This window comes from Alsobacter sp. R-9 (assembly GCF_054612375.1).
The window spans coordinates 125335-146773 of record NZ_JBTSWJ010000013.1 but is presented as its reverse complement, the minus strand read 5'-3'; the positions used below and the strand labels follow the sequence as shown (position 1 = coordinate 146773).

The 21439-nt window shown below is 68.4% G+C and carries 18 protein-coding genes; 17 read left to right on the top strand and 1 reads right to left on the bottom strand.

The window, feature by feature from the left end; all coding sequences use genetic code 11:
- Nucleotides 1-2 precede the first annotated feature (2 nt).
- From nuoI to ACX9GQ_RS19785, 10 genes are all read left to right on the top strand, one after another.
- Entirely contained in the window at nucleotides 3-491 is a 489-nt protein-coding gene (gene nuoI, locus ACX9GQ_RS19830; protein WP_459631318.1) for an NADH-quinone oxidoreductase subunit NuoI, read from the top strand.
- A gap of 218 nt (nucleotides 492-709) precedes the next feature.
- A complete protein-coding gene (locus ACX9GQ_RS19825) occupies nucleotides 710-1327 on the top strand; it encodes an NADH-quinone oxidoreductase subunit J (protein ID WP_459631317.1) in 618 nt (205 codons plus the stop codon).
- Between the two features lie 11 nt (nucleotides 1328-1338).
- Nucleotides 1339-1647: an NADH-quinone oxidoreductase subunit NuoK gene (nuoK, locus tag ACX9GQ_RS19820; RefSeq protein WP_459631316.1), complete on the top strand. Its 309-nt coding sequence runs from the start codon at nucleotides 1339-1341 to the stop codon at nucleotides 1645-1647.
- 50 nt (nucleotides 1648-1697) lie between these two features.
- The gene (gene nuoL / locus ACX9GQ_RS19815) at nucleotides 1698-3719 is read left to right on the top strand and encodes an NADH-quinone oxidoreductase subunit L (protein ID WP_459631315.1); all 2022 of its coding nucleotides are present in this window, start codon (nucleotides 1698-1700) and stop codon (nucleotides 3717-3719) included.
- A gap of 1 nt (nucleotide 3720) precedes the next feature.
- Nucleotides 3721-5241, top strand: a complete 1521-nt coding sequence (locus ACX9GQ_RS19810) for an NADH-quinone oxidoreductase subunit M (RefSeq protein ID WP_459631314.1) — start codon at nucleotides 3721-3723, stop codon at nucleotides 5239-5241.
- Between the two features lie 10 nt (nucleotides 5242-5251).
- On the top strand, nucleotides 5252-6694 hold the full coding sequence (gene nuoN / locus ACX9GQ_RS19805; RefSeq protein ID WP_459631313.1) for an NADH-quinone oxidoreductase subunit NuoN: 1443 nt from the start codon (nucleotides 5252-5254) through the stop codon (nucleotides 6692-6694).
- A gap of 21 nt (nucleotides 6695-6715) precedes the next feature.
- Entirely contained in the window at nucleotides 6716-7486 is a 771-nt protein-coding gene (locus tag ACX9GQ_RS19800; RefSeq protein ID WP_459631312.1) for a biotin--[acetyl-CoA-carboxylase] ligase, read from the top strand.
- An 84-nt stretch (nucleotides 7487-7570) separates the two neighbouring features.
- Complete coding sequence (locus tag ACX9GQ_RS19795) at nucleotides 7571-9241, top strand: ribonuclease J (RefSeq protein WP_459631311.1); 1671 nt, start codon at nucleotides 7571-7573, stop codon at nucleotides 9239-9241.
- A 76-nt stretch (nucleotides 9242-9317) separates the two neighbouring features.
- Nucleotides 9318-9722, top strand: coding sequence for a methylmalonyl-CoA epimerase (gene mce, locus ACX9GQ_RS19790; RefSeq protein ID WP_459631310.1), 405 nt, complete (start codon nucleotides 9318-9320; stop codon nucleotides 9720-9722).
- 18 nt (nucleotides 9723-9740) lie between these two features.
- Complete coding sequence (locus ACX9GQ_RS19785; protein WP_459631309.1) at nucleotides 9741-9968, top strand: DUF1467 family protein; 228 nt, start codon at nucleotides 9741-9743, stop codon at nucleotides 9966-9968.
- On the opposite strand, the gene ACX9GQ_RS19780 is transcribed toward ACX9GQ_RS19785, so the two are convergent.
- Nucleotides 9941-10459, bottom strand: a complete 519-nt coding sequence (locus tag ACX9GQ_RS19780; protein WP_459631308.1) for a hypothetical protein — start codon at nucleotides 10457-10459, stop codon at nucleotides 9941-9943. The two genes, ACX9GQ_RS19785 and ACX9GQ_RS19780, sit on opposite strands and share 28 nt — an antisense overlap.
- Before the next feature lie 580 nt (nucleotides 10460-11039).
- On the opposite strand from ACX9GQ_RS19780, the gene proS reads away from it, so the two are divergent.
- The 7 genes from proS (at nucleotide 11040) to pyrH (ending at nucleotide 21362) form a co-directional block, all read left to right on the top strand.
- Entirely contained in the window at nucleotides 11040-12362 is a 1323-nt protein-coding gene (gene proS / locus ACX9GQ_RS19775) for a proline--tRNA ligase (RefSeq protein ID WP_459631307.1), read from the top strand.
- A gap of 6 nt (nucleotides 12363-12368) precedes the next feature.
- Nucleotides 12369-13658 (top strand): lipoprotein-releasing ABC transporter permease subunit, encoded by a 1290-nt coding sequence (locus tag ACX9GQ_RS19770; protein WP_459631306.1) that lies wholly within the window; start codon nucleotides 12369-12371, stop codon nucleotides 13656-13658.
- Between the two features lie 5 nt (nucleotides 13659-13663).
- Complete coding sequence (locus ACX9GQ_RS19765) at nucleotides 13664-14359, top strand: ABC transporter ATP-binding protein (protein WP_459631305.1); 696 nt, start codon at nucleotides 13664-13666, stop codon at nucleotides 14357-14359.
- A 320-nt stretch (nucleotides 14360-14679) separates the two neighbouring features.
- Nucleotides 14680-18153, top strand: coding sequence for a DNA polymerase III subunit alpha (gene dnaE, locus ACX9GQ_RS19760; RefSeq protein WP_459631304.1), 3474 nt, complete (start codon nucleotides 14680-14682; stop codon nucleotides 18151-18153).
- A 179-nt stretch (nucleotides 18154-18332) separates the two neighbouring features.
- On the top strand, nucleotides 18333-19343 hold the full coding sequence (locus ACX9GQ_RS19755) for a 30S ribosomal protein S2 (RefSeq protein ID WP_459631303.1): 1011 nt from the start codon (nucleotides 18333-18335) through the stop codon (nucleotides 19341-19343).
- 163 nt (nucleotides 19344-19506) lie between these two features.
- On the top strand, nucleotides 19507-20430 hold the full coding sequence (tsf, locus tag ACX9GQ_RS19750) for a translation elongation factor Ts (RefSeq protein WP_459631302.1): 924 nt from the start codon (nucleotides 19507-19509) through the stop codon (nucleotides 20428-20430).
- Between the two features lie 218 nt (nucleotides 20431-20648).
- The gene (gene pyrH / locus ACX9GQ_RS19745) at nucleotides 20649-21362 is read left to right on the top strand and encodes a UMP kinase (RefSeq protein WP_459631301.1); all 714 of its coding nucleotides are present in this window, start codon (nucleotides 20649-20651) and stop codon (nucleotides 21360-21362) included.
- The last annotated feature ends 77 nt before the right edge of the window (nucleotides 21363-21439 follow it).

Below are 21439 nucleotides of genomic sequence, written 5' to 3'. Positions count from 1 at the left end.
CGATGAGGCTCGAACAGGCCGCGAAATCGCTGCTGCTGAAGGAGTTCGTCGAGGCCTTCGTGCTGTCGATGCGCTATTTCTTCAAGCCGAAGGCCACGCTGAACTACCCCTATGAGCGCGGCCAGACGTCGCCGCGCTTCCGGGGCGAGCACGCCCTGCGGCGCTATCCCAACGGCGAAGAGCGCTGCATCGCGTGCAAGCTGTGCGAGGCCGTGTGCCCGGCGCAGGCGATCACCATCGAGGCGGGCCCCCGTCGCAACGACGGCACGCGCCGGACGACGCGCTACGACATCGACATGACAAAGTGCATCTACTGCGGCTTCTGCCAGGAGGCCTGCCCGGTGGACGCGATCGTCGAGGGACCGAACATGGAGTTCGCCACCGAGACCCGCGAGGAGCTGTTCTACGACAAGGACAAGCTGCTCGAGAACGGGGCGCGGTGGGAGCGGGAGATCGCGGCCAACATCGGCCGCGATGCGCCCTACCGCTGAGGCGGACGGAGCCCGGACGGCCCTGACGAAGGGATGGTCCGGGTCGGGTTGTCGGCCCCGGTGACGGGGTCTATAGACGGCCGACGGCGCGGGGGCGCCGCCGGCCCCGGGACTTGAACCGGTTTTCCGCAAGGAAGGCCAAGGCATGGACGGGGAGGGCCGCAGGGCCCGAACGGTCTGGGACGAGAGGCCGCGGGAGCGGCCCGGGGGCATCCTCGATGAACGTGGCTGCGGCCTTCTTCTACCTCTTCTCGGCGATTGCGATCGGCTCGGCCTTCATGGTCGTCGCCGCGCGCAACCCCGTGCACTCGGTGCTGTTCCTCATCCTGACCTTCGTGAACGCCGCCGGCCTGTTCCTGCTGCTGGGGGCGGAGTTCCTGGCGATGCTCCTCGTCGTCGTCTACGTCGGCGCGGTGATGGTGCTCTTCCTGTTCGTCGTCATGATGCTCGACGTCGATTTCGCGGAACTGCGCCAGGGCTTCCAGAGCTACCTGCCGCTCGGCGCTGTCCTTGCCGGCGTCCTTGCCGTCGAGTTGATCGCGGTCGTGGCGTTCTACGTGGTGGAGCCGGGCGCGGTGAAGCACGCGACGGTGGCGGCGCCGGCCAGCAGCACGCTGGTCAGCAACACCGAGGCGATCGGGCGCGTGCTCTACACGCAGTACGTCTACTACTTCCAGGCCGCCGGCCTCGTGCTGCTGGTCGCCATGATCGGCGCCATCGTGCTGACGCTCCGCCACAAGCCCGGCGTGAAGCGGCAGGACATCGCCCAGCAGGTCGCGCGCACCAAGGCGACCGCCATGGAAGTCAAGAAAGTGCCGTTCCGGCAGGGCGTGTGAGGAGCGACGCGATGATCATCGGCCTGTCCCACTACCTCACCGTCGCGGCGATCATCTTCACGATCGGCGTGTTCGGCATCTTCATCAACCGCAAGAACGTCATCGTCATCCTGATGTCGGTCGAGCTCATCCTGCTCTCCGTCAACATCAACCTCGTGGCGTTCTCGAGCTTCGGCGGCGACCTCGTCGGCCAGATCTTCGCGCTGCTGATCCTCACGGTGGCTGCGGCGGAGGCCGCGATCGGGCTGGCGATCCTCGTCGTCTACTTCCGCAACCGCGGCACCATCGCCGTGGAAGACATCAACATGATGAAGGGCTGAGTTGGCGCACCGCTCCTTCGGTTTGTCGGGGGCTCCGACCGGGATCTGAGATGTATCAGGCGATTGTCTTCCTGCCGCTCGTCGGCTTCCTCATCGCCGGCCTCTTCGGCCGGGTCATCGGCGACCGGGCCAGCGAGGTGGTCACCACCGCGCTGCTGATGGCGGCGGCGCTGCTGTCTTGGATCGCGTTCTTCACCGTGGGTTACGGACACGGCGCCACGCGCGTTCAGGTGGCGCAGTGGATGGTCTCGGGCGACCTCGTGGTCGACTGGGCCTTCCGCGTCGACACGCTGACGGCGGTGATGCTGATCGTCGTCAACACCGTCTCGGCCCTCGTCCACCTCTATTCGATCGGCTACATGCACGAGGATCCGCACCGGCCGCGGTTCTTCGCCTACCTGTCGCTGTTCACCTTCGCCATGCTGATGCTGGTGACGGCCGACAACCTCGTGCAGATGTTCTTCGGCTGGGAGGGCGTCGGCCTCGCGTCCTACCTGCTGATCGGCTTCTGGTACACGAAGCCCTCCGCCGTGAACGCCGCGATGAAGGCCTTCATCGTCAACCGTGTCGGCGACTTCGGCTTCGCGCTCGGCATCTTCCTCGTCTTCGTGCTCACGGGCTCGGTCGCGTTCGACGCGATCTTCGCCAAGGCGCCGGAGCTCGTGGGCCAGAATTTCCACTTCCTCGGCGGCGAGTTCGACGCCCTGACGCTGGCCTGCCTGCTGCTCTTCATGGGCGCGATGGGGAAGTCGGCGCAGTTCCTGCTGCACACCTGGCTGCCGGACGCGATGGAGGGCCCCACGCCCGTCTCCGCGCTCATCCACGCCGCCACCATGGTGACCGCCGGCGTCGTGATGGTGTCGCGCCTCTCGCCGCTGTTCGACCTCGCGCCGGTGGCGCTGTCGGTGGTGCTCATCGTCGGCGCCACGACGGCGTTCTTCGCCGGCACGGTCGGCCTCGTGCAGAACGACATCAAGCGGGTGATCGCCTACTCCACCTGCTCGCAGCTGGGCTACATGTTCGTCGCGCTCGGCGCGGGCGCCTACGGCGCGGGCATGTTCCACCTGTTCACGCACGCCTTCTTCAAGGCGCTGCTGTTCCTGGGCGCCGGCTCGGTCATCCACGCGATGCACCACGAGCAGGACATGCGCCGCATGGGCGGCCTGATGAAGAAGATCCCCATCACCGCCGCGATGATGGCGGTCGGGACGCTGGCGCTGACCGGCTTCCCGCTGACGGCAGGCTTCTTCTCCAAGGACGCGATCATCGAGTCGGCCTTCATGACCCACACGGTCGGCGGGCCCTTCGCCTTCGTCCTCCTGGTGGTGACGGCCGGGCTGACGTCGTTCTACTCGTGGCGCCTGTTCTTCATGACCTTCACCGGCGCGCCGCGCTGGGGCGGGCATGACGCCCATGGCCACGACGCGCACGGACATGGCGCTCACGGGCACGGCGCCCATGACGACCACGCGCATGGCGACCATGGCCATGCCCACGGGGCGCACGAGCCGCACGAGTCACCGCTCGTCATGCTGGTGCCGCTGTTCGTGCTCGCCATCGGCGCGGTGTTCGCGGGCCTGGCCTTCTCCGGCTCGTTCATCGGCTCGGGCTACGAGCACTTCTGGAAGACGGCGCTCTTCACCAACGAGAAGAACAACATCCTCGAGGAGATCCACCACGCACCGTTCTGGGTGAAGGCCTCGCCCTTCATCGTGATGGTGCTGGGCTTCGTCGTCTCGTGGCTGTTCTACGTCCGCCGGCCCGACCTGCCGGTGAAGCTCGCCGAGAGCCAGCCCATCCTGTACCGCTTCCTGCTCAACAAGTGGTACTTCGACGAACTCTACGACGCGATCTTCGTGCGCCCCGCCAAGTGGCTCGGCCGCGTGCTGTGGAAGAAGGGCGACGGCGCCATCATCGACGGGCTCGGCCCCGATGGCGTCTCGGCCCGTGTGGTCGACGTCACGCAGGCGGTGGTGCGGCTGCAGACCGGCTACGTCTACCACTACGCCTTCGCGATGCTGATCGGCGTGGCGGCGCTGGTCACCTGGTACATGTTCGGCGGAGCCCACTGAGATGCTGAGCCACCTCCTCACCGGGCTGCTCGTCCTCCCGCTCGCCGGCGCGCTTGCCGTCCTCGTCACGCGCTCCGACACGCCGGCCGGCCTCTCCAACATCCGCTGGATTTCGCTGGCGACGACGGTGATCACCTTCCTGGTGTCGCTGGTTGCCTGGGGCCGGTTCGACCCCGCGAACCCGGCCTTCCAGCTGGTCGAAGAGAGCGCGTGGCTCTCCGACACGATCAAGTTCAAGCTCGGCGTCGACGGCTTCTCGATGCCCTTCATCATGCTGACGACGTTCCTGATGCCGTTCTGCATCGTGGCGTCGTGGGTCTCGGTCGAGAAGCGCGTGAAGGAGTACTTCATCGCCTTCCTCGTGCTCGAGTCGCTGATGATCGGCGTGTTCGCCGCGCTGGATCTCGTGCTGTTCTACCTCTTCTTCGAGGCCGGCCTCATCCCGATGTTCCTCATCATCGGCATCTGGGGCGGCAAGCGGCGCATCTACGCCAGCTTCAAGTTCTTCCTGTACACGCTGCTCGGCTCGCTGCTCATGCTGGTCGCCGTGATGGCGATGTACTGGAACGCCGGCACGACGGACATCCCGACGCTGCTCGCGCACAAGTTCCCGCAGGGCATGCAGACCTGGCTGTGGCTCGCCTTCTTCGCCTCGTTCGCGGTGAAGATGCCCATGTGGCCGGTCCACACCTGGCTCCCCGACGCGCACGTCGAGGCGCCGACGGCGGGCTCAGTCATCCTGGCGGCGATCCTGCTGAAGATGGGCGGCTACGGCTTCATCCGGTTCTCGATCCCGATGTTCCCGGACGCCTCGGCCTACTTCGCGCCCTTCGTCTTCGCGCTGTCGGTCATCGCCATCGTCTACACCTCGCTGGTGGCGATGATGCAGGAGGACATCAAGAAGCTCATCGCCTACTCGTCCGTGGCGCACATGGGCTTCGTGACGATGGGCCTGTTCACCCTGACGCCGCAGGGCATCCAGGGCGCGATGTTCCAGATGGTGAGCCACGGCATCGTGTCGGGCGCGCTCTTCCTGTGCGTGGGCGTCGTCTACGACCGGATGCATACACGCGAGATCGCGGCCTATGGCGGCCTGACGCAGCGCATGCCGCTCTACGCGACGGCCTTCATGGTCTTCACCATGGCCAATGTCGGCCTTCCGGGGACCTCGGGTTTCGTCGGCGAGTTCCTCACGCTGATGGGCGCCTTCCGGGCAAACACCTGGGTCGCCTTCATCGCGACGAGCGGCGTGATCCTGTCGGCCTGCTACGCGCTGTGGTTGTTCGCCCGCGTGATGTTCGGACCGCTGGAGAAGCCCAGCCTCAAGACCATCCTCGACCTGTCGCCGCGCGAGGTGGCGCTGCTCGCGCCGCTGGTCGTGCTGACGATCTGGTACGGGGTCCACCCGGCCCCCGTCCTCGACGCCTTCGCCGCGTCCACGGACGCGCTGCTGAAGAGCACGCAGGCCGCCTTCGACGCCGCCAAGGCCGCCGGCCACACGGCCTCGCTCGTGACGCACTGAGGACCGCCCGATGCCTGGTATGCAAGCCGCCCTCCCGGTCTTCGGCCCCGCGACGCCGGAGATCCTCCTCGCGGTCGCCGCGCTGGCCTTCATCCTGTGGGGCGCCTTCAAGGGCGAGGCCGCGACGCGCGGCATCACTATCGCGTCGCTGCTGGTCATCCTCTTCGCGGCCGTCCTCGTGATGGCGCAGAGCGGGCAGAAGGTGACGACCTTCAACGGCTCCTTCGTCAACGACGCCTTCTCGCGCTTCATGAAGGTGGCGACGCTGATCGGCTCCGGCGTCGCGCTGGCGATGTCGATGGACTTCCTCAAGGCGCAGAAGGTCGAGCGCTTCGAGTACCCGATCCTCATCATCCTCTCGACGCTCGGCATGATGATGCTGGTGTCGGCGGCCGACCTGATCGCGCTCTATCTCGGCCTCGAACTGATGAGCCTGTCGCTCTACGTCGTGGCCGCCATCCACCGCGACGACGTCCGCTCCTCCGAGGCGGGCCTGAAGTACTTCGTGCTCGGCGCCCTGTCGTCCGGCATGCTGCTCTACGGCTCGTCGATCGTGTACGGCATGAGCGGCACGGTGACGTTCGCCGGCATCGCCGAGGCGCTGAAGGACCACGGGTCCGTGGGCGTCATCTTCGGCCTCGTCTTCATCATGGCGGGCATGGCCTTCAAGATCTCGGCCGTGCCGTTCCACATGTGGACGCCGGACGTCTACGAGGGCGCCCCCACGCCGGTCACGGCCTTCTTCGCCTCGGCACCGAAGATGGCCGCCATGGCGCTGATGGTGCGCGTCGTCATCACCGCATTCCCCGGCATCACCGCCCAGTGGCAGCAGATCGTCGTCTTCGTCTCGATCGCCTCGATGGTGCTTGGCGCCTTCGCCGCCATCGGCCAGCGCAACATCAAGCGGCTGATGGCCTATTCCTCGATCGGCCACATGGGCTTCGCGCTCGTCGGTCTCTCCGCCGGCACGGCGGCGGGCGTGCAGGGCGTGGTCACCTACATGGCGATCTACCTCGTGATGACGCTCGGCACCTTCGCCTGCATCCTCGCGATGAAGCGCGGCGACACGCATGTCGAGGAGATCGACGACCTCGCCGGCCTCGGGCGGACCAACCCGTTCATGGCCTTCGTGATGGCCATGCTGATGTTCTCGCTGGCTGGCGTTCCGCCGCTCGCGGGCTTCTTTGCCAAATGGTATGTCTTTGCCGCCGCCGTCGACGCGAAGCTCTACGCGCTGGCCGTCATCGGCATGCTGGCGAGCGCGGTCGGCGCCTATTATTACCTGCGCATCGTCAAGATCATGTACTTCGACGAGCCGGCGGAGGCCTTCGCCCCGCTGAACCCGGTGCTGACCGGCGTCATCGGCGTCTCGGGCGTGTTCAACGTGCTGTTCTGGCTGTGGCCCGCGCCGCTCGTGGCCGCCGCCGCAGCTGCGGCGAAGTCGCTCTTCTGAGCCGGGGAGACGTGCAGGGTCGTGGGGACGGCTGAGGACGCGCTGCCCGCCGGCTACCGCTTCGAGGTCTTCGACAGCCTCGGGTCGACCAACGACGAGGCTCTGGCGCGCGCCCGCTCTGGCGACCCCGGGCGCCTGTGGATCGTGGCCCGCGAGCAGGTCGGCGGCCGGGGACGCCAGGGGCGGGCGTGGACCTCGCCGCGCGGCAATCTCTACGCCAGCCTCCTTCTCGTCGACCCGTGCCCGGTTGCGGTCTCGCCGCAGCTCGGTTTCGTCGCCGGCGTGGCCCTGTGCGACGCCGCCAGGGCGGCTTGCCCGGGTGCTCCGCTGGCCCTGAAGTGGCCCAACGATCTCCTGCTTGGTGGTGCCAAGGTTTCCGGCATTCTCGTCGAGGGAGCGACGGTCGCCGGCGGCGGTCTGGTCGTGGTGGTGGGAATAGGCGTCAACGTCCGCGAGGCGCCGACGGGTACGCCGTATCCGGCGGCCGCGCTGGCCAGTGTCGTGCCGGCTCTGCAGCCGGAGACCCTGTTCGCCGCACTGGCCGAAGCGATGGCGAGCCGCCTGGCGCTCTGGCAGGCGGGCGCGGGCTTCCCCGCCATTCGCCGGGCGTGGCTCGACAGGGCAGGGGGGCTCGGCGGCCCGGTAACCGTGCGCCGTCCCGGCGGCGACCTCACCGGAATGTTCCGGGATCTGGACCCGCAGGGGCGATTGCTGCTGGACGCGGAGGGGCGAACGGTGCCAATCGAGGCGGGAGACGTTTTCTTCAACAGGCCGCCGGCCGATCGCGCGTGAGGCGCGACGGGGTCCGGACGGCCCTCTTTTCGTGACCGGCGCCGGCCCCGTGGCCTCGGCGCGACGATGAAGGATTGACGACGGATGGCCAACGGCGCCGACGAACTCGTCTTCGTCCCACTCGGTGGAGTGGGCGAGATCGGCATGAATGCCTCCCTCTACGGCTTCGGCCCGAAGCACAAGCGGCGCTGGCTGCTGGTCGACTGCGGGGTGAGCTTCGCCGGCGACGACCTGCCGGGCGTGGATCTCATCCTCCCGGACATCCGCTTCCTCGAGGAGCGGCGCAAGGACCTCGAGGCGATCATCATCACCCACGCCCACGAGGACCACATCGGCGCGCTGATAGAGTTGTGGCCGAAGCTGAGGGTGCCCGTCTACGCCACCCAGTTCGCCGCCGACCTGCTCGACGTTCGCCGCATGCAGGAGCCCGGCGCCGTGAAGGTGCCGATCACCGTGGTCGACCGTGGCACCCGCCTCGATCTCGGCCCGTTCGGCGTCGAGTTCGTCGCCGTGGCCCACTCGATCCCGGAATCGACGGCGCTCGCCATCCGCACGCCGGTGGGAACGGTCCTGCACAGCGGCGACTGGAAGATCGATCCGAACCCAGGCGTCAGCTGGACGACGGATGGGGAACGCCTCGCCCAGATCGGCGAGGAGGGCGTGCTCGCGCTCGTCTGCGACTCGACCAACGTCGTGCGCGACGGCGTGTCGCCGAGCGAGAAGGACGTCGCGGCGACACTGAAGGACCTCGTCGCCTCTGCGCCGGGTCGCGTCGCCGTCACCACCTTCGCGTCCAACGTCGCCCGCATCCGCGCCGTCTGCGAGGCCGCCGCGGCCGCGGGTCGCGAGGTCGTCGCCATCGGCCGTGCGATGGACCGGGTGATCCAGGTCGCCGGCGAACTCGGCTATCTCGACGGCCTGCCCGGCGTGCGGGGCTCCGAGGCCTATGGCTACCTGCCGCGCGACAAGGTCGTGGCGCTTCTGACCGGCAGCCAGGGCGAGCCGCGCGCCGCGCTGGCGCGGGTCGCCGAGGACCAGCACCCCGATGTCGCTCTGGCGCCCGGCGACCGTGTAATCCTCTCCTCGCGGACCATCCCCGGCAACGAGAAGGCCGTCGGCCGCATCGTCAACAACCTCGTCCGGCAGGGGATCGAGGTCATCACCGACCGCACGCACCTCGTCCACGTGTCGGGGCATCCCCGGCGCGGCGAACTCGCGACCATGTATGGCTGGATCAAGCCGAAGGTCGCCCTGCCGGTCCACGGCGAGGCCCTCCACCTGCACGAGCATGCCCAGCTCGCCCGCTCGCTCGGCGTGCCGAGCGTGGTGGAGGCGGGGGACGGCGACATGATTCTCCTCGGTCCAGGGCGCCCTGGCGTCGTCGACCAGGTCCCCTTCGGCCGGGTGTTCAAGGACGGCAACCTCTTCGTGCCGGCCACCGAGTCGACCGTGGGCGAGCGCCGTCGCCTGTCCTTCGCCGGGGCCGTCTCAGTCGCCGTCGCGCTCGACGGGCGCGGCGAGATCATCGGCGATCCGGCCTTCGAGATCTCCGGCCTGCCGCAGGTGAGCCGCGACGGCAAGCCCTTCGAGGACCTCATCGAGGACGCCATCATGAACGTCCTGGAGGGCCTGTCGCGCCAGCGCCGGCGAGACACCGACCTCGTCGAGAACGCCATCGACCGTGCCGTTCGCGCCGCTGTCAACGAGGCCTGGGGCAAGAAGCCCACCTGCCACGTCCACGTGCTGGTGGTATGACCCTGCGCCCAAAGGCGGGAGGGCAGGGCGGCCCGAAACCGGCTATGTCGGGGCGTCGCGGGCACGGAGAACGGACATGATCGGCAGGCTCAACCACGTCGCCATCGCGGTGAAGGATCTCGCGGCGGCCTCCCGGCTGTACCGGGACACGCTCGGCGCCAGCGTCTCGGCGCCGCTGCCGCAGCCGGAGCACGGCGTGACGGTCGTGTTCATCGAGCTGCCCAACACCAAGATCGAGTTGCTCGAGCCGCTCGGCGAGGCCTCTCCGATCGCCCGCTTCCTCGAGAAGAATGCCGACGGCGGCATCCATCACGTCTGCTACGAGGTGGATGACATTCTGGCGGCGCGTGACCATCTGAAGGCCACCGGCGCCCGGGTCCTGGGCGACGGCAATCCCAAGATCGGCGCCCACGGCAAGCCGGTTCTGTTCCTGCACCCGAAGGACTTCAACGGGACGCTGGTGGAACTCGAGCAGGCCTGAGCGCCGCCGGAGATCCGCATGAGCATCAGCGGCGCGATTGCGCTCTATTTCATCGTCTGGTGGGTGACGCTCTTCGCCATCCTGCCCATCGGCGTGCGCAGCCAGCACGAGGCCGGCGAGGTCGCGGCCGGCACCGAACCGGGCGCCCCGCTCGCCCCGATGATGCGCAAGAAGGTGCTCTGGACGTCGCTCGCCGCGCTGCCGGTCACGGCCGTGATCTACTGGTGGATCGTCACGTTCGACTGAGGTGACGGCTGGGACACGACCATCGTGAAGGCTCCCGCGATGCTGCGGGCGCCGAGCGGGAACGCGACCAGCGCGGCTATTCCGAGCAAGCCGGCAAACGCCTCGAGCCCGTAGGTCCACCACCGCTTGGGATCCCGGCTGTGCGTCACTCTTGAATAGTAGGCTAGGACGCTTCCGGCCGCCGCCGTCGCGACGCCGCCGGCAAAGAAGGTCGCTCCGTCCACGGCGTCTGCGATCTTTGCCGCGGTCATTCCCGGAGAACGGCTCCCGAGGAACGACAGGACCGCGATGCAGGCCGCGCCGTTGATGAGCAGCACGGAGCGCAGTGCCTGGAGCGCGTACTGATTGGTGATGGTCGACGCGGCCCGAGCCTGCTCGTGGTCGACCTTGAGTGTCTCGAGCTGAACCTTCGACCGTTCGAGTTCAAGCCTGGCGCGCTCGAGACCGGCCTTCTCCTGCTCGAGGCGAAGGCGGTTCCTCTCGAGGCTCAAGCGGCTGGCATCGATCCGGAGCCGCTTGTCTTCCGGGCTGGCCGGCGGCGCTGCGCGTCGCCGCTTGGGCGGCGGCAGGGGCTCTGGCATCGGAAAAAACTCGATGATTGAAAAAAGTGGGAACCTGAAAAATCCGGGCACGGACGCCCGACGTATACCGGAAACAAAACAGGCAGGGCTTTCACCCTGCCTGCCATGAAGTTTGGATGGTATCGACTGTAGCCGGCGCGTCAGCCATAAACGGCGCCATCACCGGCGATGTGTCGAAATGCCCTTCCCGGACAGTGCGGTCGTCTTCCTCCCAAGACTTGGACCCGGATCCTGCGCCGGTTGACCAGCGTCGATCCTGTTGTTCTGGTCGAGACTCATAGCCGACTGTTTTCGCGCTGTCACCAATTTGTGCAGGGCACGGCGCCAAAAAAAGCAGGGCTCACGGCGGGCGTTCTGACGCAGGCGGGCGGCCCGCCGAAGAAGCTGCGCGCCGGGTGCTCACGACGCCGAGCCTTGTCTTTTGCGCCTCAATCGATTTCATGGGCGCACGAACCGATGCGGCCCTGCGTCGACCACCACGAGAGTTCTCATGCGCCTGTCCCGTTATTTCCTGCCGATCCTGCGCGAAACGCCGAAGGAAGCGGAAATCGTCTCCCACCGTCTGATGCTCCGTGCGGGGCTGGTGCGTCAGGAATCGGCAGGAATCTACGCGTGGCTCCCGGCGGGCCTTCGGGTACTCAACAAGATCAACACGGTGATCCGCGAGGAGCAGGACCGCTCCGGCGCGATCGAATTGCTGATGCCGACCATCCAGTCGGCGGACCTGTGGCGTGAATCCGGGCGCTACGAGGCGTATGGCAAGGAAATGCTGCGCATCAAGGACCGGCACGAGCGCGACATGCTCTTCGGCCCCACCAACGAAGAGATGGTCACGGAGATCTTCCGAGCCTACGTCCGTTCGTACAAGGACCTGCCGCTCAACCTCTACCACATCCAGTGGAAGTTCCGGGACGAGATCCGCCCGCGCTTCGGCACCATGCGCTCGCGCGAGTTCCTGATGAAGGATGCCTATTCCTTCGACATCGACCAGGCCGGCGCCCGCCATTCCTACAACAAGATGTTCGTGGCCTACCTGCGCACGTTCCAGCGGCTGGGCCTCACCTCGATTCCGATGCGCGCGGACACGGGCCCCATCGGCGGCGACCTGAGCCACGAGTTCATCATCCTCGCGACCACCGGCGAGAGCGAGGTGTTCTGCGACAAGGCGGTGCTCGATCTGCCGGTCCCCGCCGCCGACACGAACTTCGACGACGTGGCACGCCTGCAGTCGATCGTCGACGCGTGGACCACGCCCTACGCAGCCACCAGCGAGATGCACGACGCCGCGGCCTTTGCTGCAGTGCCCGGCGAGCGGCAGGTCTCAGCGCGCGGCATCGAGGTCGGCCACATCTTCTACTTCGGCACGAAGTACTCGGCCCCGATGAAGGCCGTCGTGGCCGGGCCTGACGGCCAGGAGCGCCCCGTCCACATGGGGTCCTACGGCATCGGCCCCTCGCGGCTGGCCGCCGCTCTGATCGAGGCGTCGCACGACGAGCAGGGGATCATCTGGCCGGACGCTGTGGCCCCGTTCCGGGTCGCGCTGATCAACCTCAAGGTCGGCGACAGCAGCGTCGACGCCGCGTGCGAAACGCTCTACCGCGCGCTCGGCGCCCGCGGCATCGACGTGCTCTACGACGACCGCGAGGAGCGGCCCGGCGCCAAGTTTGCCACGGCGGACCTTGTGGGCATGCCCTGGCAGGTGCTCGTCGGTCCCAAGGGCCTGGCCGAGGGCAAGGTCGAGCTCAAGCGCCGCGCCACGGGCGAGCGCACGCTGCTGTCCATCGAAGATGCCGTCCACCATCTGGCCGCCTGACGAGCGATGACCGACCCAGCGACGGCCGAACGCGGACCCACCGGCACCGGGCCCTTCGCCCGCTTCGAGTGGATGGTGGCGCTGCGCTACCTGCGGGCGCGGCGCAGGGAAGGCTTCATCTCCGTGATCGCCGGGTTCTCCTTCGCCGGCATCATGCTGGGCGTCGCCACCCTCATCGTCGTGATGTCGGTGATGAACGGGTTCCGCAGCGAACTCCTCAACAAGATCGTCGGCCTCAACGGCCACCTCTTCATCGGCGCCGTCGACAAGCCGCTCACGGACTACGGCGAGGTCGCCGCGCAGCTGAACAAGATTCAGGGCGTCCGCTTTGCGTTCCCGCTCGTGGAGGGACAGGCCCTCGCGTCTTCGCAGGCCCAGGCCGGCGGCGTTCTCGTGCGCGGGGTCCGCGAAGCGGACATCAAGCGCATCCCGGCCATCGGCGACACCATCCGCGCCGGCTCCCTGGAGGGCTTCGACGCCGCAGGCGGCGTCGCCGTGGGGCGCCGGCTCGCGGAGCAGCTGTTCATCCGCCCGGGTGACACGCTGACGTTGACCGCGCCAAAGGGTGCCGAGACGCCGTTCGGGATCACCCCGCGCATCAAGAGCTATCCCGTCACGGCGATCTTCGAGGTCGGCATGTCGGAGTTCGATTCGAGCTTCGTCTACCTGCCGCTCGCCGAGGCCCAGGCGTTCTTCAACCGCGACGGCGACGTCACCGCGATCGAGGTGTTTCTCGACAAGCCGGACGCCATCGACGAGGCGCGCACCAACATCGAGGGCACCATCGAGCGGCCGATGGTGATCTCCGACTGGCGCCAGCGGAACCGGACGTTCTTCGGCGTGCTCGAGGTGGAACGGAACGTCATGTTCCTGATCCTTCTCATGATCGTCCTCGTCGCGGCGCTGAACATCGTCTCCGGCCTGATCATGCTGGTGAAGGACAAGAGCCGTGACATCGCGATCCTGCGGACCATGGGCGCGACGCGCGGCTCGGTGATGCGCATCTTCCTCATCACGGGGGCCTCGATCGGCATCGTCGGCACGCTGGCGGGCTTCATGCTGGGCCTCGTCATCAGCCTCAACGTCGAGAGCCTTCGCGCCTTCTTCTCCCGGGTGACCAACACCAACCTTTTCCCGGCGGAGTTCTACTTCCTCAGCCGCCTGCCGGCCGAGGTGAACCCGCGCGAGGTGGTGACGATCGTCATCATGGCGATGGTGCTGTCGCTGCTCGCCACCCTCTACCCCTCCTGGCGCGCCGCCCGGCTCGATCCGGTCGAGGCGCTGCGCTACGAGTGACGGCCATGGCGCAGCGCTATCCGGACCCCAGCCTCTACGTCTACGAAGTGCAGCGCCGCTTCCGGGAGGGGCAGGGGACGCTCGAGATCCTGCGCGGCGCTTCGCTGGCGGTGTGGGCCGGGCAGTCCGTCGCCCTCATCGCCCCCTCCGGTACGGGCAAGTCAACGCTGCTCCAGATCGCGGGCCTGCTCGAGAAGCCGGACGCGGGCGAGGTCTATGTCGGCTCCCGCGCGACAGTCGGCCTCGCCGACGCCGAGCGAACGCAGATCCGGCGGCTCGACATCGGCTTCGTCTACCAGTTCCACCATCTGCTCCCGGAGTTTTCGGCCCTGGAGAACGTCATGCTTCCGCAACTCCTGCGCGGCCTGCCCAAGGGCGAGGCAGCCGAGCGGGCGCAGGGGCTCCTGTCGTATCTCGGCCTCGGCGAACGCCTGCGCCATCGGCCGTCCGAACTCTCCGGTGGCGAGCAGCAGCGCGTCGCCATCGCCCGCGCGGTCGCCAACGCGCCGCGCGTCCTCCTGGCGGACGAGCCCACGGGGAACCTCGATCCCCAGACCTCGTCGCACGTCTTCGACACGCTCACCGCGCTCGTTCGGCAGACCGGCCTCGCCGCCGTCGTCGCCACCCACAACCTCGACCTCGCCGCGCGCATGGACCGGCGCGTCACCCTCCGCGAGGGAAAGGTCGTCGAACTCGCCTGACAGCCAATCCTGCCGCTCGTGTGCGTTCGCGCACAGAGGACGATCGCTGGATGTTGCAGAAGGAACAAAAATAGAACATGATGCGGCCAGACCAGAAACATGGAGGGGTCCATGATCCGCATGCTCATCGAGGACGTTGCCGAACTCGCCTCGCTCGCCGCCTTCGTCGGCGCGGTCCTGTTCTGGGCGAAGGGATTCGCGATGTAGCGTAAACGCATCGCGACGCAGGTCTCGCGCATTGTCCCCATCAAGGGCGACGGTCCCCGCTGGACCCCCCGCGCCGGCGCGGCGATCATCGCGGCCTTCCTGGGAGACCGCTCGTGAGTCGCATCCTTCGTGACGTCGGATTCGTGCACCTGCACGTCCACTCGTCCTTCTCCCTGCTCGAAGGCGCGCTGCGCATCGACGACCTGAAGAAGCTGGCGCTGAAGGACAAGATGCCGGCGCTGGCGCTGACTGACACGAACAACCTGTTCGGTGCGCTGGAGTTCTCGGAGAAGCTCGCGGGAGCGGGCATCCAGCCCATCGTGGGGATCGAGCTCTCTGTCGAGACCGGCGACGAGCCGCCGCGCCGGGGAGGCGGACCGGTTCCGGACCGCCCCGGGCTGGTCCTGCTGTGCGCCTCGGCGACCGGCTACGCCAACCTCATGAAGCTCGCGTCGCGCGCCTATCTGGGCCCTGCGCCCGGTGAGCCGCCGCACGTTCCCCTCGACATGGTGCTGTCGCACGGCGAGGGCCTGATCGTCCTGACGGGGGGCCCCGACGGCCCCATCGACCGCGCGCTGGCGGCCGGCCGGCCCGATCTCGCCACGGCGCGGCTGGAGGCGCTGAAGACCGCGTTCGGCGACAGGCTCTACGTCGAGGTCCAGCGACACGGCCTCGATGGCGAGCGAAGGGTCGAGCCCGAGCTGCTCGACCTCGCCTATCGCAAGGGCGTTCCCATCGTGGGCACCAACGAGCCCTTCTTCGGCAAGGCGGACGACTACGAGGCTCACGACGCGCTGCTCGCCATCGCGGAGGGGCGCCTCGTCTCGGATACGGAGCGCCGCAAGCTCACGCCGCGCCACGCCTTCCTGACCCGCGAGGAGATGGTGAAGCTCTTCGCGGACCTGCCGGAGGCCTGCATCAACACGGTCGAGATCGCCATGCGCTGCGCCTACAGGCCACGCACCGGCAAGCCGATCCTGCCGCGCTTCACAACCGGCGCGGACGGGGAGGGGGCCGACGTGGTCGCCGCCGAGGCGGCCGAACTGCGCCGGCAGGCGAAGGAGGGGCTGGCCGCCCGCCTCGCCGCCCATGGCCCGGCGCCGGGCCTCACGGTGGAGGACTACGAGCAGCGCCTCGACTTTGAGCTCGGCGTGATCGAGCGCATGAAGTACCCGGGCTACTTCCTCATCGTCGCCGACTTCATCAAGTGGGCCAAGGCGCACGACATCCCGGTGGGCCCGGGCCGTGGCTCCGGTGCCGGCTCGTTGGTCGCCTATGCCACCACGATCACGGACCTCGATCCCCTCCGGTTCGGCCTGCTCTTCGAGCGCTTCCTCAACCCAGAGCGCGTGTCGATGCCGGACTTCGACGTCGACTTCTGCCAGGAGCGGCGCGACGAGGTCATCCGCTACGTCCAGCAGCGCTACGGCCAGGACCGGGTCGCCCAGATCATCACGTTCGGCACGCTGCTCGCCCGCGGGGTGATGCGCGACGTGGGGCGCGTGCTGTCCATGTCCTACGGCCAGGTCGACAAGCTGACCAAGCTCGTGCCGCAGAACCCGGCCAACCCCGTGACGCTGGCGCAGGCGATCGAGGGAGAGCCGCGGCTGCGGGCCGCCGCCGACGAGGAACCGGTCGTCGGCCGCATGCTGGAAATCGCGCAGAAGCTCGAGGGCCTCTACCGTCACGCCTCCACCCACGCCGCAGGCATCGTCATCGGAGACCGGCCGCTCGACGAGGTGGTGCCGCTCTACCGCGACCCCAAGTCGGACATGCCGGTCACCCAGTTCAACATGAAATGGGTTGAGCCGGCGGGACTGGTGAAATTCGATTTCCTCGGCCTGAAGACGCTCACGGTGCTCAAGACCGCCGTGAACCTCCTGCGCCAGCGCGGCATCGAGATCGACCTCAGCGCCATCCCGCTGGACGACCGGCGGACCTACGAGATGCTCGGGCGCGGCGAGACGGTGGCGGTGTTCCAGGTCGAATCGGCGGGCATGCGCAAGGCGCTCGTCGAGATGCGGGCCGACCGCTTCGAGGACATCATCGCCCTCGTCGCCCTGTACCGGCCCGGCCCGATGGCCAACATTCCGGTCTACTGCGCCCGCAAGCACGGCGAGGAACAGCCGGACTACATCCACCCCAAGTTGGAGCCGGTGCTGAAGGAGACGCAGGGCGTCATCATCTACCAGGAGCAGGTGATGCAGGCCGCCCAGATCCTCTCCGGCTATTCGCTGGGCGAGGCCGACCTGCTGCGCCGCGCCATGGGCAAGAAGATCAAGGCGGAGATGGACGCCCAGCGCGTGCGCTTCGTCTCGGGCGCCGTGGAGCGCGGGGTGCCGAAGGAGCAGGCGGACACGATTTTCGACCTGCTCGCCAAGTTTGCCGACTACGGCTTCAACAAGTCGCACGCCGCCGCCTACGCGCTCGTCGCCTACCAGACCGCCTACCTCAAGGCGAACTACCCGGTCGAATTCCTCGCCGCGTCGATGACGCTCGACCTCTCGAACACGGACAAGCTCTCGGAATTCAGGCGCGAGGCGCAGCGACTCGGCATCCGCGTCGAGCCGCCCTCGGTCAACCGCTCCGGTGTCGCCTTCGAGGTCCATGCCGACAAGGACGGGACGCTGGCCATCCGCTATGCGCTGGCCGCGGTGAAGGGCGTCGGCGCCCACGCGGTGGAGAGCATCGTGGCGGCGCGCCAGGACGGGCCGTTCCGAGACCTCGGCGACTTCGCCCGTCGCATGAACCCGCGCCAGGTCAACAAGCGGACGCTCGAGAGCCTCATCGCCGCCGGCGCGCTTGACGAGATCGAGCCCGACCGGGCCCGCGCCACGGCGGCGCTCGACGCCATCCTCGCCGCCGCCAATCGCGCGCAGGAGGAGGCGGTCGCCGGACAGGCCGACATCTTCGGCGGCAGCGGCGCGCCCGAGCCGCTGCGGGTGCAGCCCTACGAGCCCTGGACGGGGGCCGAGCGCCTTCAGCGTGAGTACGACGCCATCGGCTTCTTCCTGACCGGGCATCCGCTGGACGACTACGAGCCGGTGCTGCAACGCCTTCGCGTGCAGCGCTGGGCGGACTTCGCCCGAGCCGTGAAGGCTGGCGCCTCGATGGGGCGCGTGGCGGCGACCGTCCTCGACCGGCAGGAGCGGCGCACCAAGTCCGGCTCCAAGATGGGCATCCTGGCTTTGTCGGACCAGAGCGGGCATTTCGAGGCCATCCTGTTCCAGGAGGGCCTGAACCAGTTGCGCGACCTGCTGGAGCCGGGCCGCGCGGTGGTCCTGACCGTCCAGGCATCGGCGGAGGGGGAGGAGGTGCGTGCCCGCATCGTCGCCGCCGAGCCTCTCGACGCAGCCGCCTCCAAGCTGCCCTCGTCGTTGCGCATCTTCCTGCGCGACGAGCGCCCGCTGCCCTCGATCACCGAACGGCTCCGGGAGAAGGGCGACGGCGAGGTGGCGCTCGTCCTGATGGTCGACGGCGGCCAGCGGGAGGTGGAGATCAAGCTCCCCGGCCGCTTCAAGGCGACGCCGCAGGTCGCGGGGGCGATCAAGGCCGTGCCGGGCGTCGTCACGGTCGAGTACGCCTGAGCGACCGCCTCGATGCGGGCTTGGACCCGGCCGGCGCGCCCCCGGGCCTTGCCATTCCGGCCGGCCGCGTGTAAGGGACGCCGCATTCCACACGCGGAGATCTGGCTTCGGCCGTTCCGGTGGCCGGGGATCCTCTCCGGTTCACGCTCCGCGGAGGTTCGAACCGGAGAAGAACAGATATGGCTCTGCCCGATTTCTCGATGCGCCAGCTCCTCGAGGCCGGCGCCCACTTCGGCCATCAGGCTCACCGCTGGAACCCGAAGATGGCGCCGTTCATCTTCGGCACCCGCAACAACATTCACATCCTCGACCTCGCCCAGACGGTGCCGATGCTGCACCGCGCGCTGCAGGCGATCTCTGACACCGTCGCGGCCGGTGGCCGCGTGCTGTTCGTCGGCACGAAGCGCCAGGCGTCCGAGGCGGTGGCCGACGCGGCCAAGCGCTCGGCCCAGTACTACGTCAACTCCCGCTGGCTCGGCGGCATGCTGACCAACTGGAAGACGATCTCCGGCTCGATCCAGCGCCTGCGCAAGGTCGACGAGATCCTCTCGGGCGGCGCGCAGGGCCTGACCAAGAAGGAGCGCCTGATGCTCTCCCGCGAGAAGGAGAAGCTCGAGCGCGCCCTGGGCGGGATCAAGGACATGGGCGGTACGCCCGACCTGATCTTCGTCATCGACACCAACAAGGAGCAGCTGGCGATCAAGGAGGCACAGCGCCTCGGGATCCCGGTCGCGGCCATCGTCGACTCCAACTGCGATCCGGACGGCATCACCTTCCCCGTCCCGGCCAATGACGATGCCGGCCGCGCCATCGCGCTCTACTGCGATCTCGTGTCCCGCGCCGCCATCGACGGCATCTCGCGCGGCCAGGGCTCGCTCGGCGTCGACCTCGGCGCCGCCGATGCGCCGGCCGCGGAGGAGCTCCCGGCCGAGAGCACCGGCTCGCCGACCGGCGAGACGTTCGAGTTCCTCACCGCTCCGCGCGGCGCGCCCGACGACCTCGGCAAGCTGTCGGCGATGAGCCCGCAGCTCGAGAAGAAGCTCGCCGACGCAGGCATCTTCCACTACTGGCAGCTCGCCGCCGCCACGCCGGCCGACGTCGCCAAGATCGACGCCGCCGCCAAGCTCGGCGGTCGCATCGAGCGCGAGGGCTGGGTCGAGCAGGCCCGCGCCCTGATCGAGAACGCTTGATCGCCCGGCGGCGTCCGCCGCCCCACCGGTCCTGACGGGCGGCTTGCGCCGCCCCGTCGGTCCTGATGGGCGGCCTGTGCCGCCCTTGCCGGTTTCGACAGGCGGCGGGGAGACCCGCCGCCCTTTCGCTTCAAGAGACAACGCTCCCCGAGAGGACGAACCCATGGCCACGATCACTGCCGCCCTGGTGAAGGACCTGCGCGAGAAGACCGGCGCGGGCATGATGGACTGCAAGGCCGCGCTGGAGGCCAACAACGGCGACGTCGAGGCCGCTGTCGACTGGCTGCGCAAGAAGGGCCTTGCCAAGGCCGCCAAGAAGTCCGGCCGCGTCGCCGCCGAAGGCCTTGTCGCCGTGACGGTGAAGGGCAACCGCGGCGTCGTCGTCGAGGTGAACTCCGAGACCGACTTCGTCGCCCGCAACGAGGAGTTCCAGGCGCTGGTGCGCACCATCGCCGATGTCGCCCTGGAGAAGAAGGCGGACGTCGAGGCGCTGCTCGGCACGCACTATCCGGGCGGCGGCACCGTCCAGGAGGCGATCAGTAACGCCATCGCCACCATCGGCGAGAACATGACACTGCGCCGCGCCGCCGAGCTGCACGTCCCGCAGGGCGTCGTCGGCCAGTACATCCACAACGTCATCGCGCCGGGGCTCGGCAAGATCGGCGTGATCGTGGCGCTGGAGTCGTCCGGCAATGCGGACGAACTCGCCGCGCTGGGCCGCCAGGTCGCCATGCACATCGCCGCGGCGAACCCGCTGGCACTGGACGCCTCCGGCCTCGACCAGGCGGTCGTGGCCCGTGAGAAGGCCGTGCTGGCCGACAAGAACGCCGGCAAGCCCCCGCACGTCCTCGAGAAGATCATCGAGAGCGGCCTGAAGACCTACTACAAGGAGGTCTGCCTCCTCGACCAGGTCTTCGTCCACGACGGCTCCAAGAGCGTCGCCCAGGCCGTGAAGGAGGCCGAGGGCCGCGTCGGCGGCGCCATCGCGATCAAGGGCTTCTTCCGCTACGCGCTCGGCGAGGGAATCGAGAAGCAGGAGAGCGACTTCGCTGCCGAGGTCGCCGCGGCGGCCGGCGGCCAGGCCTGAGTCGTCCTGCACCCAGGAGTTTTCGAACGGCGGCCCTCATCGGCCGCCGTTCTGCATTTGGCGGCCCCGGCGGCGCGGCAACGCGGAGCCTCGCCCCGGCGGCAGCTCTGCTCCATCCTGCGAGGCCCGCTCGGCACTCGGCCCGGTCCCGACGCAAGGCGACTTCCCCCGCATGGCGAACCCGGCTATGGGCATGGCGACCGATGCGGGAGAACGTGATGGCGGGACGACAGCGGATCCTCGTGAAGCTCTCGGGCGAGGCGCTCATCGCCCCTGACGGCTACTGGCTCAACCCGCAGACCCTCTCCGCCCTCGCCGCCGACCTGGCGACGGCCGTCGCCAGCGGCTTCGAGATCGCAGTCGTCATCGGCGGCGGCAACGTGATCCGGGGCGCCAAGGTGGGCGCGGCAGGCTGGATCGACAGGGCCACGGCCGATGCCATGGGCATGCTGGCCACGGTCATGAACTCGATCGCGCTGGAGAGCGCGCTGGAGGCGGCGGGCGCGCCGGCCCGAACCCTCTCCGCGGTCGCCATGCCGTCGATCTGCGAGACCTTCGCGCGGCAGCCGGCGCTGCACCATCTCAGCAAGGGCCGGGTGGTTGTTCTCGGCGGCGGTACCGGCAACCCGTTCTTCACCACGGATACGGCCGCCGTGCTGCGCGCGATCGAGCTCAAGTGCGACGCGGTGCTCAAGGCGACGCAGGTGGACGGCGTCTACACGGCCGATCCCAAGAAAGATCCGGGCGCCCGGCGCTATGACACGCTCACCCACGACGAGGCCATCACGCGCGACCTGAAGGTCATGGACACGGCGGCCTTCGCGCTGGCGCGCGAGAACCGGCTCCCGATCATCGTCGGCTCCGCTCACGGCGAGGCGCCGATCACGGCCATCCTGACGGGCCGGGCGAACGCCACGCGCGTGCTCCCCTGACGGGCATTCCTCTTGAACCCGCGGGCGCGGGAGCGTAAGCCCGTCCTCTGACGGTTTCCCAGCTTTCGGATGTGACG